Genomic DNA, 13775 nt, shown 5'->3' with positions numbered 1-13775 from the left:
GTGCGAAGGAGGCCCCATGGCCGTCGACTACCTCGTGATCGTCGTCTACCTGGCCGGCATGCTGGCCATGGGCTGGTGGGGCATGCGCCGCGCCCGCTCCAAGAGCGAGTTCCTGGTGGCCGGGCGCCGCCTGGGCCCGGCCATGTACTCCGGCACCATGGCGGCGATCGTCCTCGGCGGCGCCTCCACCATCGGCGGTGTAGGGCTGGGCTACCAGTACGGCCTGTCCGGCGCCTGGATGGTCTTCACCATCGGCCTGGGCCTGCTGGCCCTGTCCGTCTTCTTCTCCGCCCGCATCGCCCGGCTGAAGGTCTACACCGTCTCCGAGATGCTCGACCTGCGCTACGGCGGTGGCCGCGCCGGGGTCATCTCCGGGCTGGTCATGTGGGCGTACACGCTGATGCTGGCGGTGACCTCGACCATCGCCTACGCCACGATCTTCGACGTCCTGTTCGACATCAACCGCACGCTGGCGATCGTCCTCGGCGGCTCGATCGTCGTCGCCTACTCGACCCTCGGCGGCATGTGGTCGATCACGCTGACCGACATGGTGCAGTTCGTCGTGAAGACCATCGGCGTGCTGCTGCTCCTGCTGCCCATCGCCGTCGTCAAGGCGGGCGGGTTCGCCGAGATGAAGGCACAGCTGCCCACCGAGTACTTCGACCCGCTCGGCATCGGCGGCGAGACGATCTTCACCTACGTGCTGATCTACACGTTCGGCATGCTCATCGGGCAGGACATCTGGCAGCGCGTCTTCACCGCCCGCAGCGACCGCACGGCGAAGTGGGGCGGCACCATCGCCGGCAGCTACTGCCTCGCCTACGCCCTCGCCGGCGCGGTCATCGGCACGGCCGCCAAGGTGCTGTACCCGAAGCTGGGCAGCCCGGACGACGCCTTCGCGACCATCGTGAAGGACGAACTGCCCATGGGGGTGCGCGGGTTGGTGCTCGCCGCCGCGCTGGCCGCCGTGATGTCGACCTCGTCCGGCGCGCTGATCGCCTGCGCCACCGTCGCCAACAACGACATCTGGTCGCGGCTGCGGGGGATCGGCCGGAGCGCACCGGCCGGCGACCACGACGAGGTCAAGGGCAACCGGGCCTTCATCCTGATCATGGGCCTGGCGGTGATCGGCACGGCCATCGCGATCGACGACGTCGTGGAGGCGCTGACCGTCGCCTACAACCTCCTGGTCGGCGGACTGCTCGTGCCGATCCTCGGCGGCCTGGTGTGGAAGCGCGGCACCGTGTACGGCGCCCTGGCCTCCGTGGTGGTCGGCGGAGTCGCGGTCGTGGTGCTGATGGCCACCCACGGCATCCTCGCCAACGAGCCCGTCTACTACGGCCTGCTCGCCTCGCTCGCCGCGTACGTGGCCGTCTCCCTGGCCACTCCGGCCACCGACGCCGCCGTGCTGGCCGCCTGGCGCGAGCGGCTCGCGGGCCGGTCCCCCGAACTCGCGTCCGAACCGGTCCCGGCGTCCCAGTAGAGTCATAGGGCAAGCAGTACATACGCGATGAAGCGTAGGAAAGAAGGCATTTCTCCATGAGCAGCAACGAGACTCCCCGCGGCCCCGTCGACTCCTCCCGCGTCCCGCGGTACGCCGGCCCCGCCACCTTCGCCCGGCTGCCCCGGCTGGACGAGGTCGGCCGCGCCGACGTCGCCGTCGTGGGCGTGCCGTTCGACTCGGGCGTCTCGTACCGGCCGGGCGCCCGCTTCGGCGGCAACGCGATCCGCGAGGCCTCCCGGCTGCTGCGCCCGTACAACCCGGCGCAGGACGCCTCCCCGTTCGCCCTGGCTCAGGTCGCGGACGGCGGCGACATCGCCGTCAACCCGTTCAACATCAACGAGGCCGTGGAGACCGTCGAGGCCGCCGCGGACGACCTGCTCGGCACGGGCGCCCGGCTGATGACCCTCGGCGGCGACCACACCATCGCGCTGCCCCTGCTGCGCTCGGTCGCGAAGAAGCACGGCCCCGTCGCCCTGCTGCACTTCGACGCCCACCTGGACACCTGGGACACCTACTTCGGCGCCGAGTACACCCACGGCACCCCGTTCCGCCGCGCGGTCGAGGAGGGCATCCTCGACACCGAGGCGCTCTCCCACGTCGGCACCCGCGGCCCGCTGTACGGCAAGCAGGACCTCACCGACGACGAGAAGATGGGCTTCGGCATCGTCACCTCCGCCGACGTCTACCGGCGCGGCGCCGACGAGGTCGCCGACCAGCTCCGCCAGCGCATCGGCGACCGGCCGCTGTACATCTCCATCGACATCGACTGCCTGGACCCGGCCCACGCCCCCGGCACCGGCACGCCCGAGGCCGGCGGCATGACCTCGCGCGAGCTGCTGGAGATCCTGCGCGGCCTGGCGTCCTGCAACCTGGTCTCGGCGGACGTCGTCGAGGTGGCCCCCGCGTACGATCACGCGGAGATCACGTCGGTGGCCGCCTCCCACACGGCGTACGAACTGACCACGATCATGTCCCGCCAGATCGCCGCGGCCCGGAAGGACTCGGAAGCCAAGTGACCCACGACCACGACCTGGTGCTCCGCCCGACGCCCGCCCAGACGGAGGCCGCCCTCAACCCTCCGGACGGCCGCAACGGCGGAGACCTGGTCGTGGAGACCCTGGCCGCCCTCGGCGCGACGACCGTCTTCGGCCTGCCCGGCCAGCACGCGCTCGGCATGTTCGACGCGCTGCGCCGCTCCGACCTCAGGTACATCGGCCTGCGCGTGGAGAACAACGCCGGGTTCGCCGCCGACGCCTACGGCCGGATCACCGGCGAGGCCGCGCCGCTGCTGCTGTCGACCGGGCCGGGCGCGCTGACGTCCCTCGCCGCGCTCCAGGAGGCGGCGGCCGCCTCCGCGCCCGTGCTGGCGATCAGCAGCCAGGTGCCGACCGCGGGCCTGGGCGGCGGCCGCCACGGCTACCTGCACGAACTGCCCGACCAGGCGGCCTCGTTCCGGGGCGTGGTGAAGTCCGTCCACACCGTGCGCACCCAGTCGCAGATCCCCTCCGCGATCGAGGCGGCCTGGAAGTCGGCGCTGACCGCCCCGCACGGGCCGGTGTGGGTGGAGATCCCGCAGGACGTGCTGCTCGCGAGCACGGCGATCCCGGTGGTGACGGGCGGCGACGCGTTCCCCGAGGAGCTGCCGCCCCGCCCCGAGCTCACCGCCGTCGCCGCGCACCTGCTGTCGCAGGCCTCCCGCCCGGCGATCATCGCGGGCGGGGGAGTGGTCCGCGCGGACGCCTCGGGCAAGCTGAGGCAGCTGGCGGAGCGGCTCAAGGCCCCCGTCGTCACGACGCCCGGCGGCAAGGGCGCGTTCCCCTGGAACCACCCGCTCTCCCTCCAGTCCTGGATCGAGGACCGGCACACCACCGACTTCCTGGAGGACGCCGACGTCCTGCTGGTCGTCGGCTCGGGTCTCGGCGAACTCTCCTCGAACTACCACACGTTCAAGCCGCGCGGCCGGATGATCCAGATCGAGGCCGACCTCGGCAAGCTGGAGTCCAACCACCCCGCCCTCGGCATCCACGCCGACGCACGCCTCGCCCTCCAGGCCCTGCTGGAGACGGTGCCGCCCCGCGAGGACGCGACGGCGGCGGACCGCGTCCGCGAGGTGCTGGCCAAGGTCGCCGACCGCATCGCCGCCCAGGACCTCACCCTGGAGCAGGACGTGCTGGCCTCGGTGCGCAGGGCGCTGCCGGCCGACTCCCCGTCCTTCTGGGACATGACCATCCTGGCCTACTGGGCCTGGTCGGCCTTCGACGCCAAGGGCCCCAATCACCTGCACTCCGCCCAGGGCGCGGGCGGCCTGGGCTACGCCTTCCCGGCCGCGCTCGGCGCCGCGGCGGCCGACCCGACCCGGCCGGTCCTCGCCGTCTCCGGCGACGGCGGCGCCCTGTACTCGATCGCCGAGCTGGCGACGGCCCGCCAGTACGGCCTGGACGTCACCTGGCTGATCGTCGACGACGGCGGCTACGGCATCCTGCGCGAGTACATGACCGACGCGTTCGGCGAGGCCACCGCGACGGAACTGACCCGGCCCGACTACGTGGCCCTGGCCGAGTCCTTCGGCGTCCCCGGGGTGCGCACCTCCCCGGAGCACCTGGAGCAGGACCTCGCGAAGGCGCTGCGCACACCCGGGCCCTCGGTGGTGGTGCTCCCCGCGGTGCTGCGGATGTTCGCGCCGACGCACCTGGACCGAGCGGCGGACTGAGCGGCGGCCGGACCGGCCGGGCGGAGTCGCCCGCTCCTCACATGGGAGCCCCAGGACGGGGCACCTGTGTATCCGCCGACCAGCGAAGGGGAGCAGATCATGGCAATCGCAGCCGTCATAGCCGTGTGTGTCGTCCTGGCCGTCCTGGCCTTCCTCGTCCCCCGTCTCTCCCGCCGTCCCGAACGCGGCACCCAGCGCACGCTCGGCGCCGGGGCCCGGGCCGGCGGCAAGGCGCCCGGTCCTCTGGGCCGGCTGTTCAGCAAGCCCTTCCACACCAGCTCCCGCGCGGTGAGCCGCAGCGGTTCGGCCGGCCGCCGCACCCGCGGCCGCCTGCCGTTCTGACCGGCGCGCGGGCCGAGCGGGGAGCACGGAGATGAACGCCGAGAACGCCGGTCACACCGGGAACGCCGGTGACACCGGGAACGCCGAGCGCGCCGACGACGCCGACAAGCTGCTCGACGGGCTCACGGTCGACGACAGCAGACGCGAGCAGCCGATCGTCCTGGACGCCGACGGGCGTCCCATCCGCACCTGGCGGGAGAACTACCCGTACGACCGCAAGGTGAGCCGCAAGGAGTACGAGCGCACCAAGCGCATCCTGCAGATCGAACTGCTCAAGCTCCAGCGGTGGGTCAAGGACACCGGCGCCCGCGTGGTCGTCGTGTGCGAAGGGCGTGACGCGGCGGGCAAGGGCGGCACGATCCAGCGGTTCATCGAGCGGCTCAACCCGCGCGGTGCCCGCGTGGTCGCCCTGGACAAGCCCACCGAGCGCGAGGCGGGCCAGTGGTACTTCCAGCGGTACATCGCGCACCTGCCCACGGCCGGGGAGATCGTCTTCTTCGACCGCTCCTGGTACAACCGGGCCGGCGTGGAACGGGTCATGGGGTTCTGCACCAAGGACGAGTACGAGCTGTTCCTCGACCAGTGCCCGGCCTTCGAGCGGATGCTGGTCGACGACGGCATCCTGCTGGTGAAGTTCTGGTTCTCCGTCTCCCGCTCGGAGCAGCGCACCCGCTTCGCGATACGGCAGGTCGACCCGGTGCGTCAGTGGAAGCTGTCCCCGACCGACCTGGCCTCGCTCGACCTGTGGGACGACTACACCGAGGCGAAGGTCGACATGTTCCGTGCCACGGACACGGCGCACGCCCCCTGGACCGTGGTCAAGAGCAACGACAAGCGGCGTGCCCGGCTGGAGACCATGCGCAGCCTGCTGTCGCGCATCGACTACGCCAACAAGGACAGTGAGGCGGTCGGCACTCCCGACCCGCTCATCGTCGGCGCCGCCGACACCCTTCTGGAGCCGGGCGAGGAGGACACCACCCTGTCACCCACTCCGCTGTCCGCCGGAGCCGAAGGCCCCGGGCGGCACCCGCAGACCGGCTGACGCTCCGCCTTCCCCGTCCGGGGCCTCCCCCGTCCGGGGCCACCCCGGACGGGGTGTCACTCGGTGGCGGTCTCGGCGGGGCGGAAGCACGCGGTGACCGACTTGCCGTGCCGCTGGCAGCGCATGCCCCACTCGTCGGCGAGCTTCTGCACGATCGCCACACCCCGGCCGCCGACGTCCCCCGGCTCCGAGCGGCGCGGGCGGGGCAGCGTCGGGTCCTCGTCGTGGACGCTCACATGGAGGCAGTCGCCGTCCCAGGTGAGCACCAGGTGGGCGTCGCTGTGCGCGTGGACGTGCGCGTTGGTGATCAGTTCGGAGACGGCCAGCACGACGGAGTCCACCGTGTCCGGCTCCGTCTCGGCCCACGGCAGGGACGCCAGACGCTCACGCGTCCACTCCCGGCCGGCCCGTACCCCCTCGGACATGGGGAACGAATGCGCCCATCCCATCGCCTTCACCGCCACCGCCCGACCTCATCTCCCTCGGTCCCGATGCGTGCCCCCGACGGGTACCCGGGGTCCGCACCACCAGACATCGGGGCGCCGGGTCAGTGGAACCAGAACAGCAGCGTGTCCGGGTTCGCCCCGCGCCGGCACGCGCTCTCCCACTCCCGCGCCTCGCCCCGCATGACGTCGGCGAACCGGCGGGCCGCGTCCCGGAATTCGGGGTCCAGGCGATCCAGCACGGACGCGTAGGCCGCGGCGAGGGCGGCGGCCCGCCGGGCCGGGAGGGTGCCGATGGCGGGGACCGCGTCCCCCGGGTGGGGCAGGCGCAGGGGCGGGCCGCTGAACAGGAACGTGCCGGGCAGCAGGTCGGACGGGACGCCGTGCCGGGCCAGTTCGTCGTCCAGGGTGGAGAACCACGCAGGGCGCCGCCAGGCGCCGAGGTCGGCCGGGGCGGAGAAGTGCGCCGCGACGACCTGGTAGAAGGCGTAGCTGTACGCGGGGCAGAGGCCGGTGCTCGGGGCGCCCTCGGCGAGCTCGTCCAGGGCCCGGGTGATGGAGACGTCGAGCGCGATGCCCTGCTCCGCGAAGCGGGCGTCGGTGCGCTCGCACTCGGTGCGGATCCGGGCCAGCGTGCGCTCCTGCCGTTCGGTCCGCTCCACCGCGGTGAGCAACCGCACCACCGGTCTCATGTCGCCGGTGCTCATCTCGAGGCAGTAGCCCACCCTGTGCTTCCCTTCACGTTCGCCGGACGCCGGTGTCCATGATCGGGGACGGCGCGACGGCCCCGGACCGAGGGACGGGGGCCGCTCGCCGGGCCGCGACGGCTCGGGGCGGGGCGTCGGCCGACGTCGGACGGGTCGAGGCGGTGGAGCGCCGGCTGGTCCGGCTGCGCCGGGGTACCCGCGTCCGGCCGCGAACTCGCGCCGGAGTTCGTGCTGTTGCTGTAGTCGCTCCCCTCGACCGCCGTGCCGTCCGTGCCACCGCACCGCGCCCGGTAACGAATCGCTCAAGCCTTGGGCAGGGCCTACAACCATGGCCCGGCCTTCGCGAGTCAACACGTGCATGACTCCTGGGATATCCCGCCGCGCGAGAGTGCTGGCGGCGGCCGTGGGCACGGGTGTGCTCGTGCCGCTCGTCGCCGCCACGCCCGCCGCCGCTGCCACCCCGGCCGTGACCTGCACCTCGGCCAAGGCCGGCCTGGCCACCAAGCTGAAGAACGACATCACCGCCGCGCTCGCCACCCGCAAGGGAACCGTCGCCGTCGGCCTCCACGACCGCAGCACCAACACGACGTGCACCCTGCGCGCGAGTTCGGCCTACGACTCGGCCAGTGTCGTCAAGGTCACCGTCCTGGCCACGCTGCTGTGGGACGCGAAGAGGAACAACCGGTACCTCACCGACCGCGAGAACACCCTCGCGAAGGCCATGATCACCAAGTCGGACAACGCCGCGACCTCCACCCTGTGGAAGCAGCTCGGCATGACGAAGATCAAGGGCTTCCTCGCCGCGGCCGGCATGACCCAGACCAAGCCCGGTGCGGACGGCTACTGGGGCCTGACCCAGATCACCGTCACCGACGAGCAGAAGCTGCTCAAGCTCATCACCGGCAAGAACACGGTCCTCAGCGACAACTCCCGCGCCTACATCCTCAAGCTGATGAGCCAGGTCGTCTCGTCCCAGCGCTGGGGAACCCCGTACGGCGTGCCCGCGGGCGTCACCGTCGCCGTCAAGAACGGCTGGCTGCAGCGCTCCACGAACGGCTGGCGGGTGCACAGCATCGGTGCCTTCAAGGGCGGCGGCCACGACTACACGATGACCGTCCTCACGCACGGCAACAGCACGATGAACTACGGCATCGCCACCATCCAGGCGGTCGCCAAGGTCATCCACCGGGACCTGGCCGCGAGCTGAGCCGGGGCTTCACCGCACCGCCCACCGGGCGTCACCGGTCCGCCCTACGGTGACGCCCATGCCCTTGCGAACCCATCTCGCCCTCCTCACGGCGGGGCTGGCGGCGGCCACGTGCCTGACCGCCGCCGGCCCCGCCCAGGCGTCCGCGTCCCACGCCTGCTCGCCGTCCGTGTCCCTCGACCACTTCTCCGACGCGCTCGACAAGACGACGTACGAGAACACCGTCGTCGGCAACCTCTCCGCGCTCGCCGTGGACCGGGACGGCTCCCTGGCCGCCCTCTCCGACCGCTCCGCCCTCTTCCGCCTGGACGCGCGCACGCTGCGGCCCCGGGCCGTGCTCCCCCTGTCCGACGAGAACGGGGCCGCACTCGACTCCGAGGGCCTGGTCGTGGACCGGGACGGCACGTATCTCGTGTCCTCCGAGACCGAGCCGTCGGTACGCCGCCACTCCCGCACCGGCGCGATCCTCGACCGGCTCCCGGTCCCGGAGGAGCTGCGCGTGTCCCCCGCCGGCCGCGGCCGGCCCAACGGCACCTTCGAGGGCCTGACCCTGCTGCCCGGCGGCCGCACCCTCGTCGCGTCCATGGAGTACCCGCTGGCCGGAGACCCGGCCGACACGGTCCGGCTGCAGACCTGGCGGCGTCACGGCTCCGGCTTCCGGCTCGGCGCGCAGTACACCTACCGCACCGACCCCGGCCTCGGCGTCCCCGAGATCCGGGCGACCCCAGACGGCCGTCTCCTGGTCCTGGAGCGCGGCTTCACCGCCGGGGTCGGCAACACGGTCCGCCTCTACCTGGCCGACCCGCGCCACGGCATGCGCAAGAGACTGCTCACCGACCTGGTGACCTGCCCGCCCCTGGGAGCCACGGCCAGGCAGCCCCAGCCGAACCCGCTCCTGGACAACATCGAGGCCATGACGGTCACCGGCCGCGACGGGGGCCGCCTGAAGGTCGTCCTGGCCAGCGACGACAACGAGAACCCGGCCCAGACGACCCGCTTCTACGCCCTGCGGGTACGCCTGTGATCACATCTCCCAGCCCAGCAGCGGGACACGGACCCCGGTGAGCAGCGCCACGGCCAGCACCGCCGACAGCACCAGCACCGCGCCCAGCCGCACGACGGCGCAGGCGTCCACCGCGGTGCGCAGCGGCGGCCAGGGCAGCAGCCGCAGCGACCACGTCACCGCGACCGAGGCGGCGAGCAGCAGCGCCAGGCGGGCGATCTCCGCCTCGCCGGACACTTGGCGCGGCGCGCTCGGATCCAGGTCGTAGCCCTCCGCATACATCGCGAAGGCCAGCACGCGCCAGCACAGGGCGGCGCACAGGCTCACCAAGGCCTCGGCCGCGGCGAAGCGCGGCCGCCGTCCCGGCTGCACAAGGGAGAGGATCATGATCGGACGACCTTAGCGCGGACCTACGTCCTCGGACGGATGTTCCTCGGTCGCAGGTCGGGAAAGGACCGGCGCGGGATGAAATCCGCAGCCCGGGGCGTTGGTGCCTTCCGGCAGATCAGGACGGATGGAGGGCACCGGCGTGACAGCGAAACGGGGATGGGCACGACGACTGTGGGCGTACGCGTGGCGCCACCCCAAGGACGTCGTCCTCGCCCTCGGCTCCTCCCTCGCCGGCATGGCCGTGATGGCCCTCGTCCCGCTGATCACCAAGGTGATCATCGACGACGTCATCACCGACCACACCAGGGACATGACCACCTGGGCCGGCCTGCTCGTCGGCGCCGCCCTGATCGTCTACGTCCTCGCCTACGTCCGCCGCTACTACGGCGGCCGTCTCGCCCTCGACGTCCAGCACGACCTGCGGACGGAGATGTTCGGCACGATCACCCGGCTCGACGGCCGCCGCCAGGACGAGCTGTCCACCGGCCAGGTCGTCGGCCGCGCCACCAGTGACCTGCAGCTGATCCAGGGCCTGCTGTTCATGCTCCCGATGACCATCGGGAACTTCATGCTCTTCCTGATCTCCCTGGTGATCATGGCGTGGCTGTCGGTGCCGCTCACCCTGGTCGCCCTGGCCGTGGCGCCCGCCCTGTGGTGGATCGCCAAGCGCAGCCGCACCCGGCTGCACCCCTCCACCTGGTACGCCCAGGCCCAGGCCGCCGCCGTCGCGGGCGTGGTCGACGGCGCCGTCAGCGGCGTGCGCGTGGTCAAGGGCTTCGGGCAGGAGGAGCAGGAGACCGGCAAGCTCCGCGACGTCAGCCGCAGGCTCTTCGCGGGCCGGCTGCGCACCATCCGCCTGAACTCCGTCTACACCCCGGCCCTGCAGTCCGTGCCCGCCCTCGGCCAGGTCGCGATGCTGGCGCTCGGCGGCTGGCTGGCGGTGCGCGGGCACATCACGCTCGGCACGTTCGTCGCCTTCTCCACCTACCTCGCCCAGCTGGTCGGCCCGGTCCGCATGCTGGCCGTGGTGCTCACCGTCGGCCAGCAGGCCCGCGCCGGCACCGAGCGGGTCCTGGAGCTGATCGACACCGAGCCGTCCCTGACCGACGGCACCAGGGAGCTGCCCGCCGACGCGCCCGCGACCGTCGAGTTCGACGACGTCTCCTTCGGCTACGAGGACGGCCGCCCGGTCCTCGACGGGCTCTCCTTCGAGATCCGCCCCGGCGAGACCCTCGCCGTCGTCGGCTCCTCCGGCTCCGGCAAGTCCACCGTCTCCCTGCTCCTGCCGCGCTTCTACGACGTCACCCGCGGTGCCGTCCTGGTCGGCGGGCACGACGTGCGCGAGCTGTCCCTGGAGTCGCTGCGGGCCGCGATCGGACTGGTCCCGGAGGACTCGTTCCTCTTCTCCGACACGGTCCGCAACAACATCGCCTACGGCCGCCCGGACGCCACCCAGGAGGAGATCGAGAAGGCGGCCCGCGCCGCCCAGGCCGACCGGTTCATCGCCGAGCTGCCCGAGGGCTACGACACCACCGTCGGCGAGCACGGCCTGACCCTCTCCGGCGGCCAGCGCCAGCGCGTCGCCCTGGCCCGCGCCATCCTCAGCGACCCGCGCCTGCTGGTCCTGGACGACGCCACCTCCGCCGTGGACGCCCGCGTCGAGCACGAGATCCACGAGGCGCTCAAGGGCGTCATGCGCGGCCGCACGACCCTGCTGATCGCCCACCGCCGCTCCACCCTGAACCTCGCCGACCGCATCGCCGTCCTGGACGGCGGCCGGCTCGCCGACATCGGCACCCACGACGAACTCCAGGAGCGCTCGGCGCTCTACCGGCGCCTGCTCACCGACCCCGACGAACTGGGCGCCGTCTCCCCGGGCCACACCCCGCCCGCCTGCCCCGAGGAGGACACCTCCGTCCGGGACGAGCTGGACGCCGAGTTCGACGCCGAGCGCGGGGTCACGCCCCGGCTGTGGACCGGCGACCGCGAGCGCAAGGACCCGGCCCTCACCGAGAGCCCCGCCACCCCCGAGCTGCTCGCCCAGGTCGAGGCGCTGCCCCCGGCCACCGACGTGCCGGACGTCGACGAGTCCCGGGCCGTCCAGCCGGAGGAGTCCTACGGCCTGCGCCGGCTGCTGCGCGGCTTCGGGCTGCCCCTGCTGATCAGTCTCGCCCTGGTCGCCACCGACGCGGGCATGGGCCTGCTGCTGCCGGTGCTGATCCGGCACGGCATCGACTCGGGCGTCACGCAGGCCGCGCTCGGCGCGGTGTGGGCGGCGGCGCTGCTCGCGCTGCTGACGGTGGCCGTGCAGTGGGCCGCCCAGATCGGTGAGACCCGCATGACCGGACGCACCGGCGAGCGGGTGCTGTACTCCCTGCGTCTGAAGATCTTCGCCCAGCTCCAGCGGCTCGGTCTCGACTACTACGAGCGGGAGCTGACCGGCCGGATCATGACCCGGATGACCACCGACGTGGACGCGCTGTCGACGTTCCTGCAGACGGGCCTGGTCACGGCGTTCGTCTCGGTCGTCACCTTCTTCGGCATCATGGTCGCCCTGCTGGTCATCGACGTGCAGCTGGCCCTGGTCGTCTTCGCGACGCTGCCGCCGCTGATCCTCGCCACCTGGTTCTTCCGCCGGGCGAGCGTGAAGGCGTACGAACTGGCCCGCGAGCGCGTGTCGGCGGTCAACGCCGACCTCCAGGAGTCGGTGTCCGGGCTGCGGATCGTGCAGGCGTTCCGGCGCGAGCGCGACGGCGGGCGGCGGTTCGCCGAGCGCAGCGACAGCTACCGCCGGGCCCGCGTCAGGGGCCAGTGGCTGATCTCCGTGTACTTCCCGTTCGTGCAGTTCCTGTCGTCCGTGGCGGCAGCGGCCGTGCTGATCGTGGGCGGGGCCCGGGTCGACGACGGCACGCTGGCCATCGGTTCCCTGGTGGCCTACCTGCTCTACATCGACCTGTTCTTCGCGCCCGTGCAGCAGCTCTCCCAGGTCTTCGACGGCTACCAGCAGGCGTCCGTCTCGCTGGGCCGCATCCAGGAGCTGCTGCGGGAGCCGACGTCGACGAAGTCCGCCGACGAACCCCGCGAAGTCCTCTCCCTGCGCGGCGAGATCGCGTTCGAGGACGTGCACTTCGCGTACGGGGACGACGAGGAGGCGCTGGTCGGGGTCGACCTGCGGATCCCGGCCGGGCAGACCGTCGCGTTCGTCGGCGAGACCGGCGCGGGCAAGTCCACCCTCGTCAAGCTCGTGGCCCGCTTCTACGACCCGACCGGCGGCCGGGTCACCGTCGACGGCGCCGACCTGCGCACCCTGGACCTCACCTCGTACCGGCACCGTCTGGGGGTCGTCCCGCAGGAGGCGTACCTCTTCCAGGGCACCGTCCGCGACGCCATCGCCTACGGCCGTCCCGAGGCCACCGACGCCGAGGTGGAGGCCGCGGCCCGTGCCGTCGGCGCGCACGACATGATCGCCACGCTGGAGGGCGGCTACCTGCACGAGGTCGCCGAGCGCGGCCGCAACCTCTCCGCCGGGCAGCGCCAGCTGATCGCCCTGGCCCGGGCCGAGCTGGTCGACCCGGACGTGCTGCTGCTCGACGAGGCCACCGCCGCCCTGGACCTGGCCACGGAGGCCCAGGTCAACCAGGCCACCGACCGGATCGCGGGCCGCCGCACCACCCTCGTCGTCGCCCACCGGCTCACCACCGCCGCCCGCGCCGACCGGGTCGTCGTCATGGACCACGGCCGGGTCGCCGAGGACGGCACGCACGAGGAACTGCTCGCCCGCGGCGGCCGGTACGCGGAGCTGTGGCGGACGTTCATCGGCGCCGCCGAGCCGGAGGAGCCGGTCGGCGCGTCCCGCTGAGACCCGGGACCGCGTTTCCGTAACGCCCGTGCAACCATCCGACATACGTCATGCGTCCGTACTGCCGTACGCCGATGGTCGCGGACGACGCGGTACGGGAGGACGACAGTGGACAGTGGAGCGATACGCCGGCGGCTCGCGCTCGGCCTGGCCGTGCTGACCGCCTCCGGCCTGCTCGCGGTGGCGGCCCCGGCCGAGGCGCAGGCCGCCTCCTCCGCGTACTGCCCCGGCCGCAAGGTCCGCACCCTGCCGTTCTCCACCGGCACCGTGCTCGTCTACAAGCGCGGCGGCTACGTGTGCGCCGTGACCCTCGCCAAGCGGCCCGGCGCGAAGCGCACGATGAAGGTGAGCGTGCAGGCGAGGGGGAACCGCCCGGTCGTCGACGAGGGCAGGTACACCCACCACGCCGGTCCGGTGACCGTGCACGCCGGGCGCCGCTGCGTCTGGCTCAAGGGCCGTGTGGGAGCGGGGCGTTACAGCTCCGGCTGGATCCTGTGCTGACCGAGGGTTTTCCCCATGTCCCCTGGTGCTCGGGTGAGTCGGTCCGCTAGCTTCCGGCGCACATCTG

General features: G+C 72.5%; 12 protein-coding genes. 9 read left to right on the top strand and 3 right to left on the bottom strand.

Annotated features, from left to right (window positions below; all coding sequences use genetic code 11):
• The first annotated feature begins 16 nt into the window (after positions 1-16).
• The 5 genes from ACF07N_RS13440 (at position 17) to ppk2 (ending at position 5598) form a co-directional block, all read left to right on the top strand.
• On the top strand, positions 17-1483 hold the full coding sequence (locus ACF07N_RS13440; protein WP_392111908.1) for a sodium:solute symporter: 1467 nt from the start codon (positions 17-19) through the stop codon (positions 1481-1483).
• Positions 1484-1539: 56 nt separating this feature from the next.
• On the top strand, positions 1540-2520 hold the full coding sequence (gene speB, locus ACF07N_RS13435) for an agmatinase (protein ID WP_053674033.1): 981 nt from the start codon (positions 1540-1542) through the stop codon (positions 2518-2520).
• Positions 2517-4214: a thiamine pyrophosphate-binding protein gene (locus ACF07N_RS13430; RefSeq protein WP_392111905.1), complete on the top strand. Its 1698-nt coding sequence runs from the start codon at positions 2517-2519 to the stop codon at positions 4212-4214. The genes speB and ACF07N_RS13430 overlap by 4 nt, the downstream gene beginning before the upstream one ends.
• Positions 4215-4313: 99 nt before the next feature.
• Entirely contained in the window at positions 4314-4556 is a 243-nt protein-coding gene (locus ACF07N_RS13425) for a DUF6411 family protein (protein ID WP_383339690.1), read from the top strand.
• A 31-nt stretch (positions 4557-4587) separates the two neighbouring features.
• Complete coding sequence (gene ppk2, locus ACF07N_RS13420; protein WP_383582203.1) at positions 4588-5598, top strand: polyphosphate kinase 2; 1011 nt, start codon at positions 4588-4590, stop codon at positions 5596-5598.
• Between the two features lie 56 nt (positions 5599-5654).
• Here the strand turns inward: ppk2 and ACF07N_RS13415 are convergent, their stop codons facing one another.
• Together ACF07N_RS13415 and ACF07N_RS13410 are read right to left on the bottom strand one after the other, a co-directional pair.
• Positions 5655-6062, bottom strand: a complete 408-nt coding sequence (locus ACF07N_RS13415) for an ATP-binding protein (protein WP_392111901.1) — start codon at positions 6060-6062, stop codon at positions 5655-5657.
• Positions 6063-6145: 83 nt separating this feature from the next.
• The gene (locus tag ACF07N_RS13410; protein WP_392111898.1) at positions 6146-6748 is read right to left on the bottom strand and encodes a hypothetical protein; all 603 of its coding nucleotides are present in this window, start codon (positions 6746-6748) and stop codon (positions 6146-6148) included.
• 358 nt (positions 6749-7106) lie between these two features.
• Here ACF07N_RS13410 and ACF07N_RS13405 point away from each other — a divergent pair, with 358 nt between their 5' ends.
• A complete protein-coding gene (locus tag ACF07N_RS13405) occupies positions 7107-7955 on the top strand; it encodes a serine hydrolase (RefSeq protein WP_392111895.1) in 849 nt (282 codons plus the stop codon).
• A gap of 58 nt (positions 7956-8013) precedes the next feature.
• Positions 8014-8979 carry an esterase-like activity of phytase family protein gene (locus ACF07N_RS13400; RefSeq protein ID WP_392111892.1) on the top strand — a complete coding sequence of 322 codons (966 nt, stop codon included), beginning with the start codon at positions 8014-8016 and terminating at the stop codon, positions 8977-8979.
• On the opposite strand, the gene ACF07N_RS13395 is transcribed toward ACF07N_RS13400, so the two are convergent.
• Positions 8980-9345, bottom strand: coding sequence for a hypothetical protein (locus tag ACF07N_RS13395; RefSeq protein ID WP_392111889.1), 366 nt, complete (start codon positions 9343-9345; stop codon positions 8980-8982).
• A 142-nt stretch (positions 9346-9487) separates the two neighbouring features.
• Between ACF07N_RS13395 and ACF07N_RS13390 the strand changes: the two genes are divergently transcribed.
• Both ACF07N_RS13390 and ACF07N_RS13385 read left to right on the top strand, forming a co-directional pair.
• The gene (locus ACF07N_RS13390) at positions 9488-13207 is read left to right on the top strand and encodes an ABC transporter ATP-binding protein (protein ID WP_392111886.1); all 3720 of its coding nucleotides are present in this window, start codon (positions 9488-9490) and stop codon (positions 13205-13207) included.
• Positions 13208-13315: 108 nt separating this feature from the next.
• The gene (locus ACF07N_RS13385; RefSeq protein WP_383328185.1) at positions 13316-13708 is read left to right on the top strand and encodes a hypothetical protein; all 393 of its coding nucleotides are present in this window, start codon (positions 13316-13318) and stop codon (positions 13706-13708) included.
• Positions 13709-13775 lie beyond the last annotated feature (67 nt).

The organism is Streptomyces sp. NPDC015242, from assembly GCF_043079125.1.
GTDB lineage: Bacteria > Actinomycetota > Actinomycetes > Streptomycetales > Streptomycetaceae > Streptomyces.
Note: the sequence above shows the minus strand (reverse complement) of the source record. Positions and strands in the feature narration are given on the sequence as shown.

Coding starts and splice junctions, on each gene's coding strand:
- ACF07N_RS13440 (WP_392111908.1), top strand. CDS start 17: ATGGCCGTCGACTACCTCGTGATCGTCGTCTACCTGGCCGGCATGCTG.
- speB (WP_053674033.1), top strand. CDS start 1,540: ATGAGCAGCAACGAGACTCCCCGCGGCCCCGTCGACTCCTCCCGCGTC.
- ACF07N_RS13425 (WP_383339690.1), top strand. CDS start 4,314: ATGGCAATCGCAGCCGTCATAGCCGTGTGTGTCGTCCTGGCCGTCCTG.
- ppk2 (WP_383582203.1), top strand. CDS start 4,588: ATGAACGCCGAGAACGCCGGTCACACCGGGAACGCCGGTGACACCGGG.
- ACF07N_RS13410 (WP_392111898.1), bottom strand. CDS start 6,748: ATGAGCACCGGCGACATGAGACCGGTGGTGCGGTTGCTCACCGCGGTG.
- ACF07N_RS13405 (WP_392111895.1), top strand. CDS start 7,107: ATGACTCCTGGGATATCCCGCCGCGCGAGAGTGCTGGCGGCGGCCGTG.
- ACF07N_RS13400 (WP_392111892.1), top strand. CDS start 8,014: ATGCCCTTGCGAACCCATCTCGCCCTCCTCACGGCGGGGCTGGCGGCG.
- ACF07N_RS13395 (WP_392111889.1), bottom strand. CDS start 9,345: ATGATCCTCTCCCTTGTGCAGCCGGGACGGCGGCCGCGCTTCGCCGCG.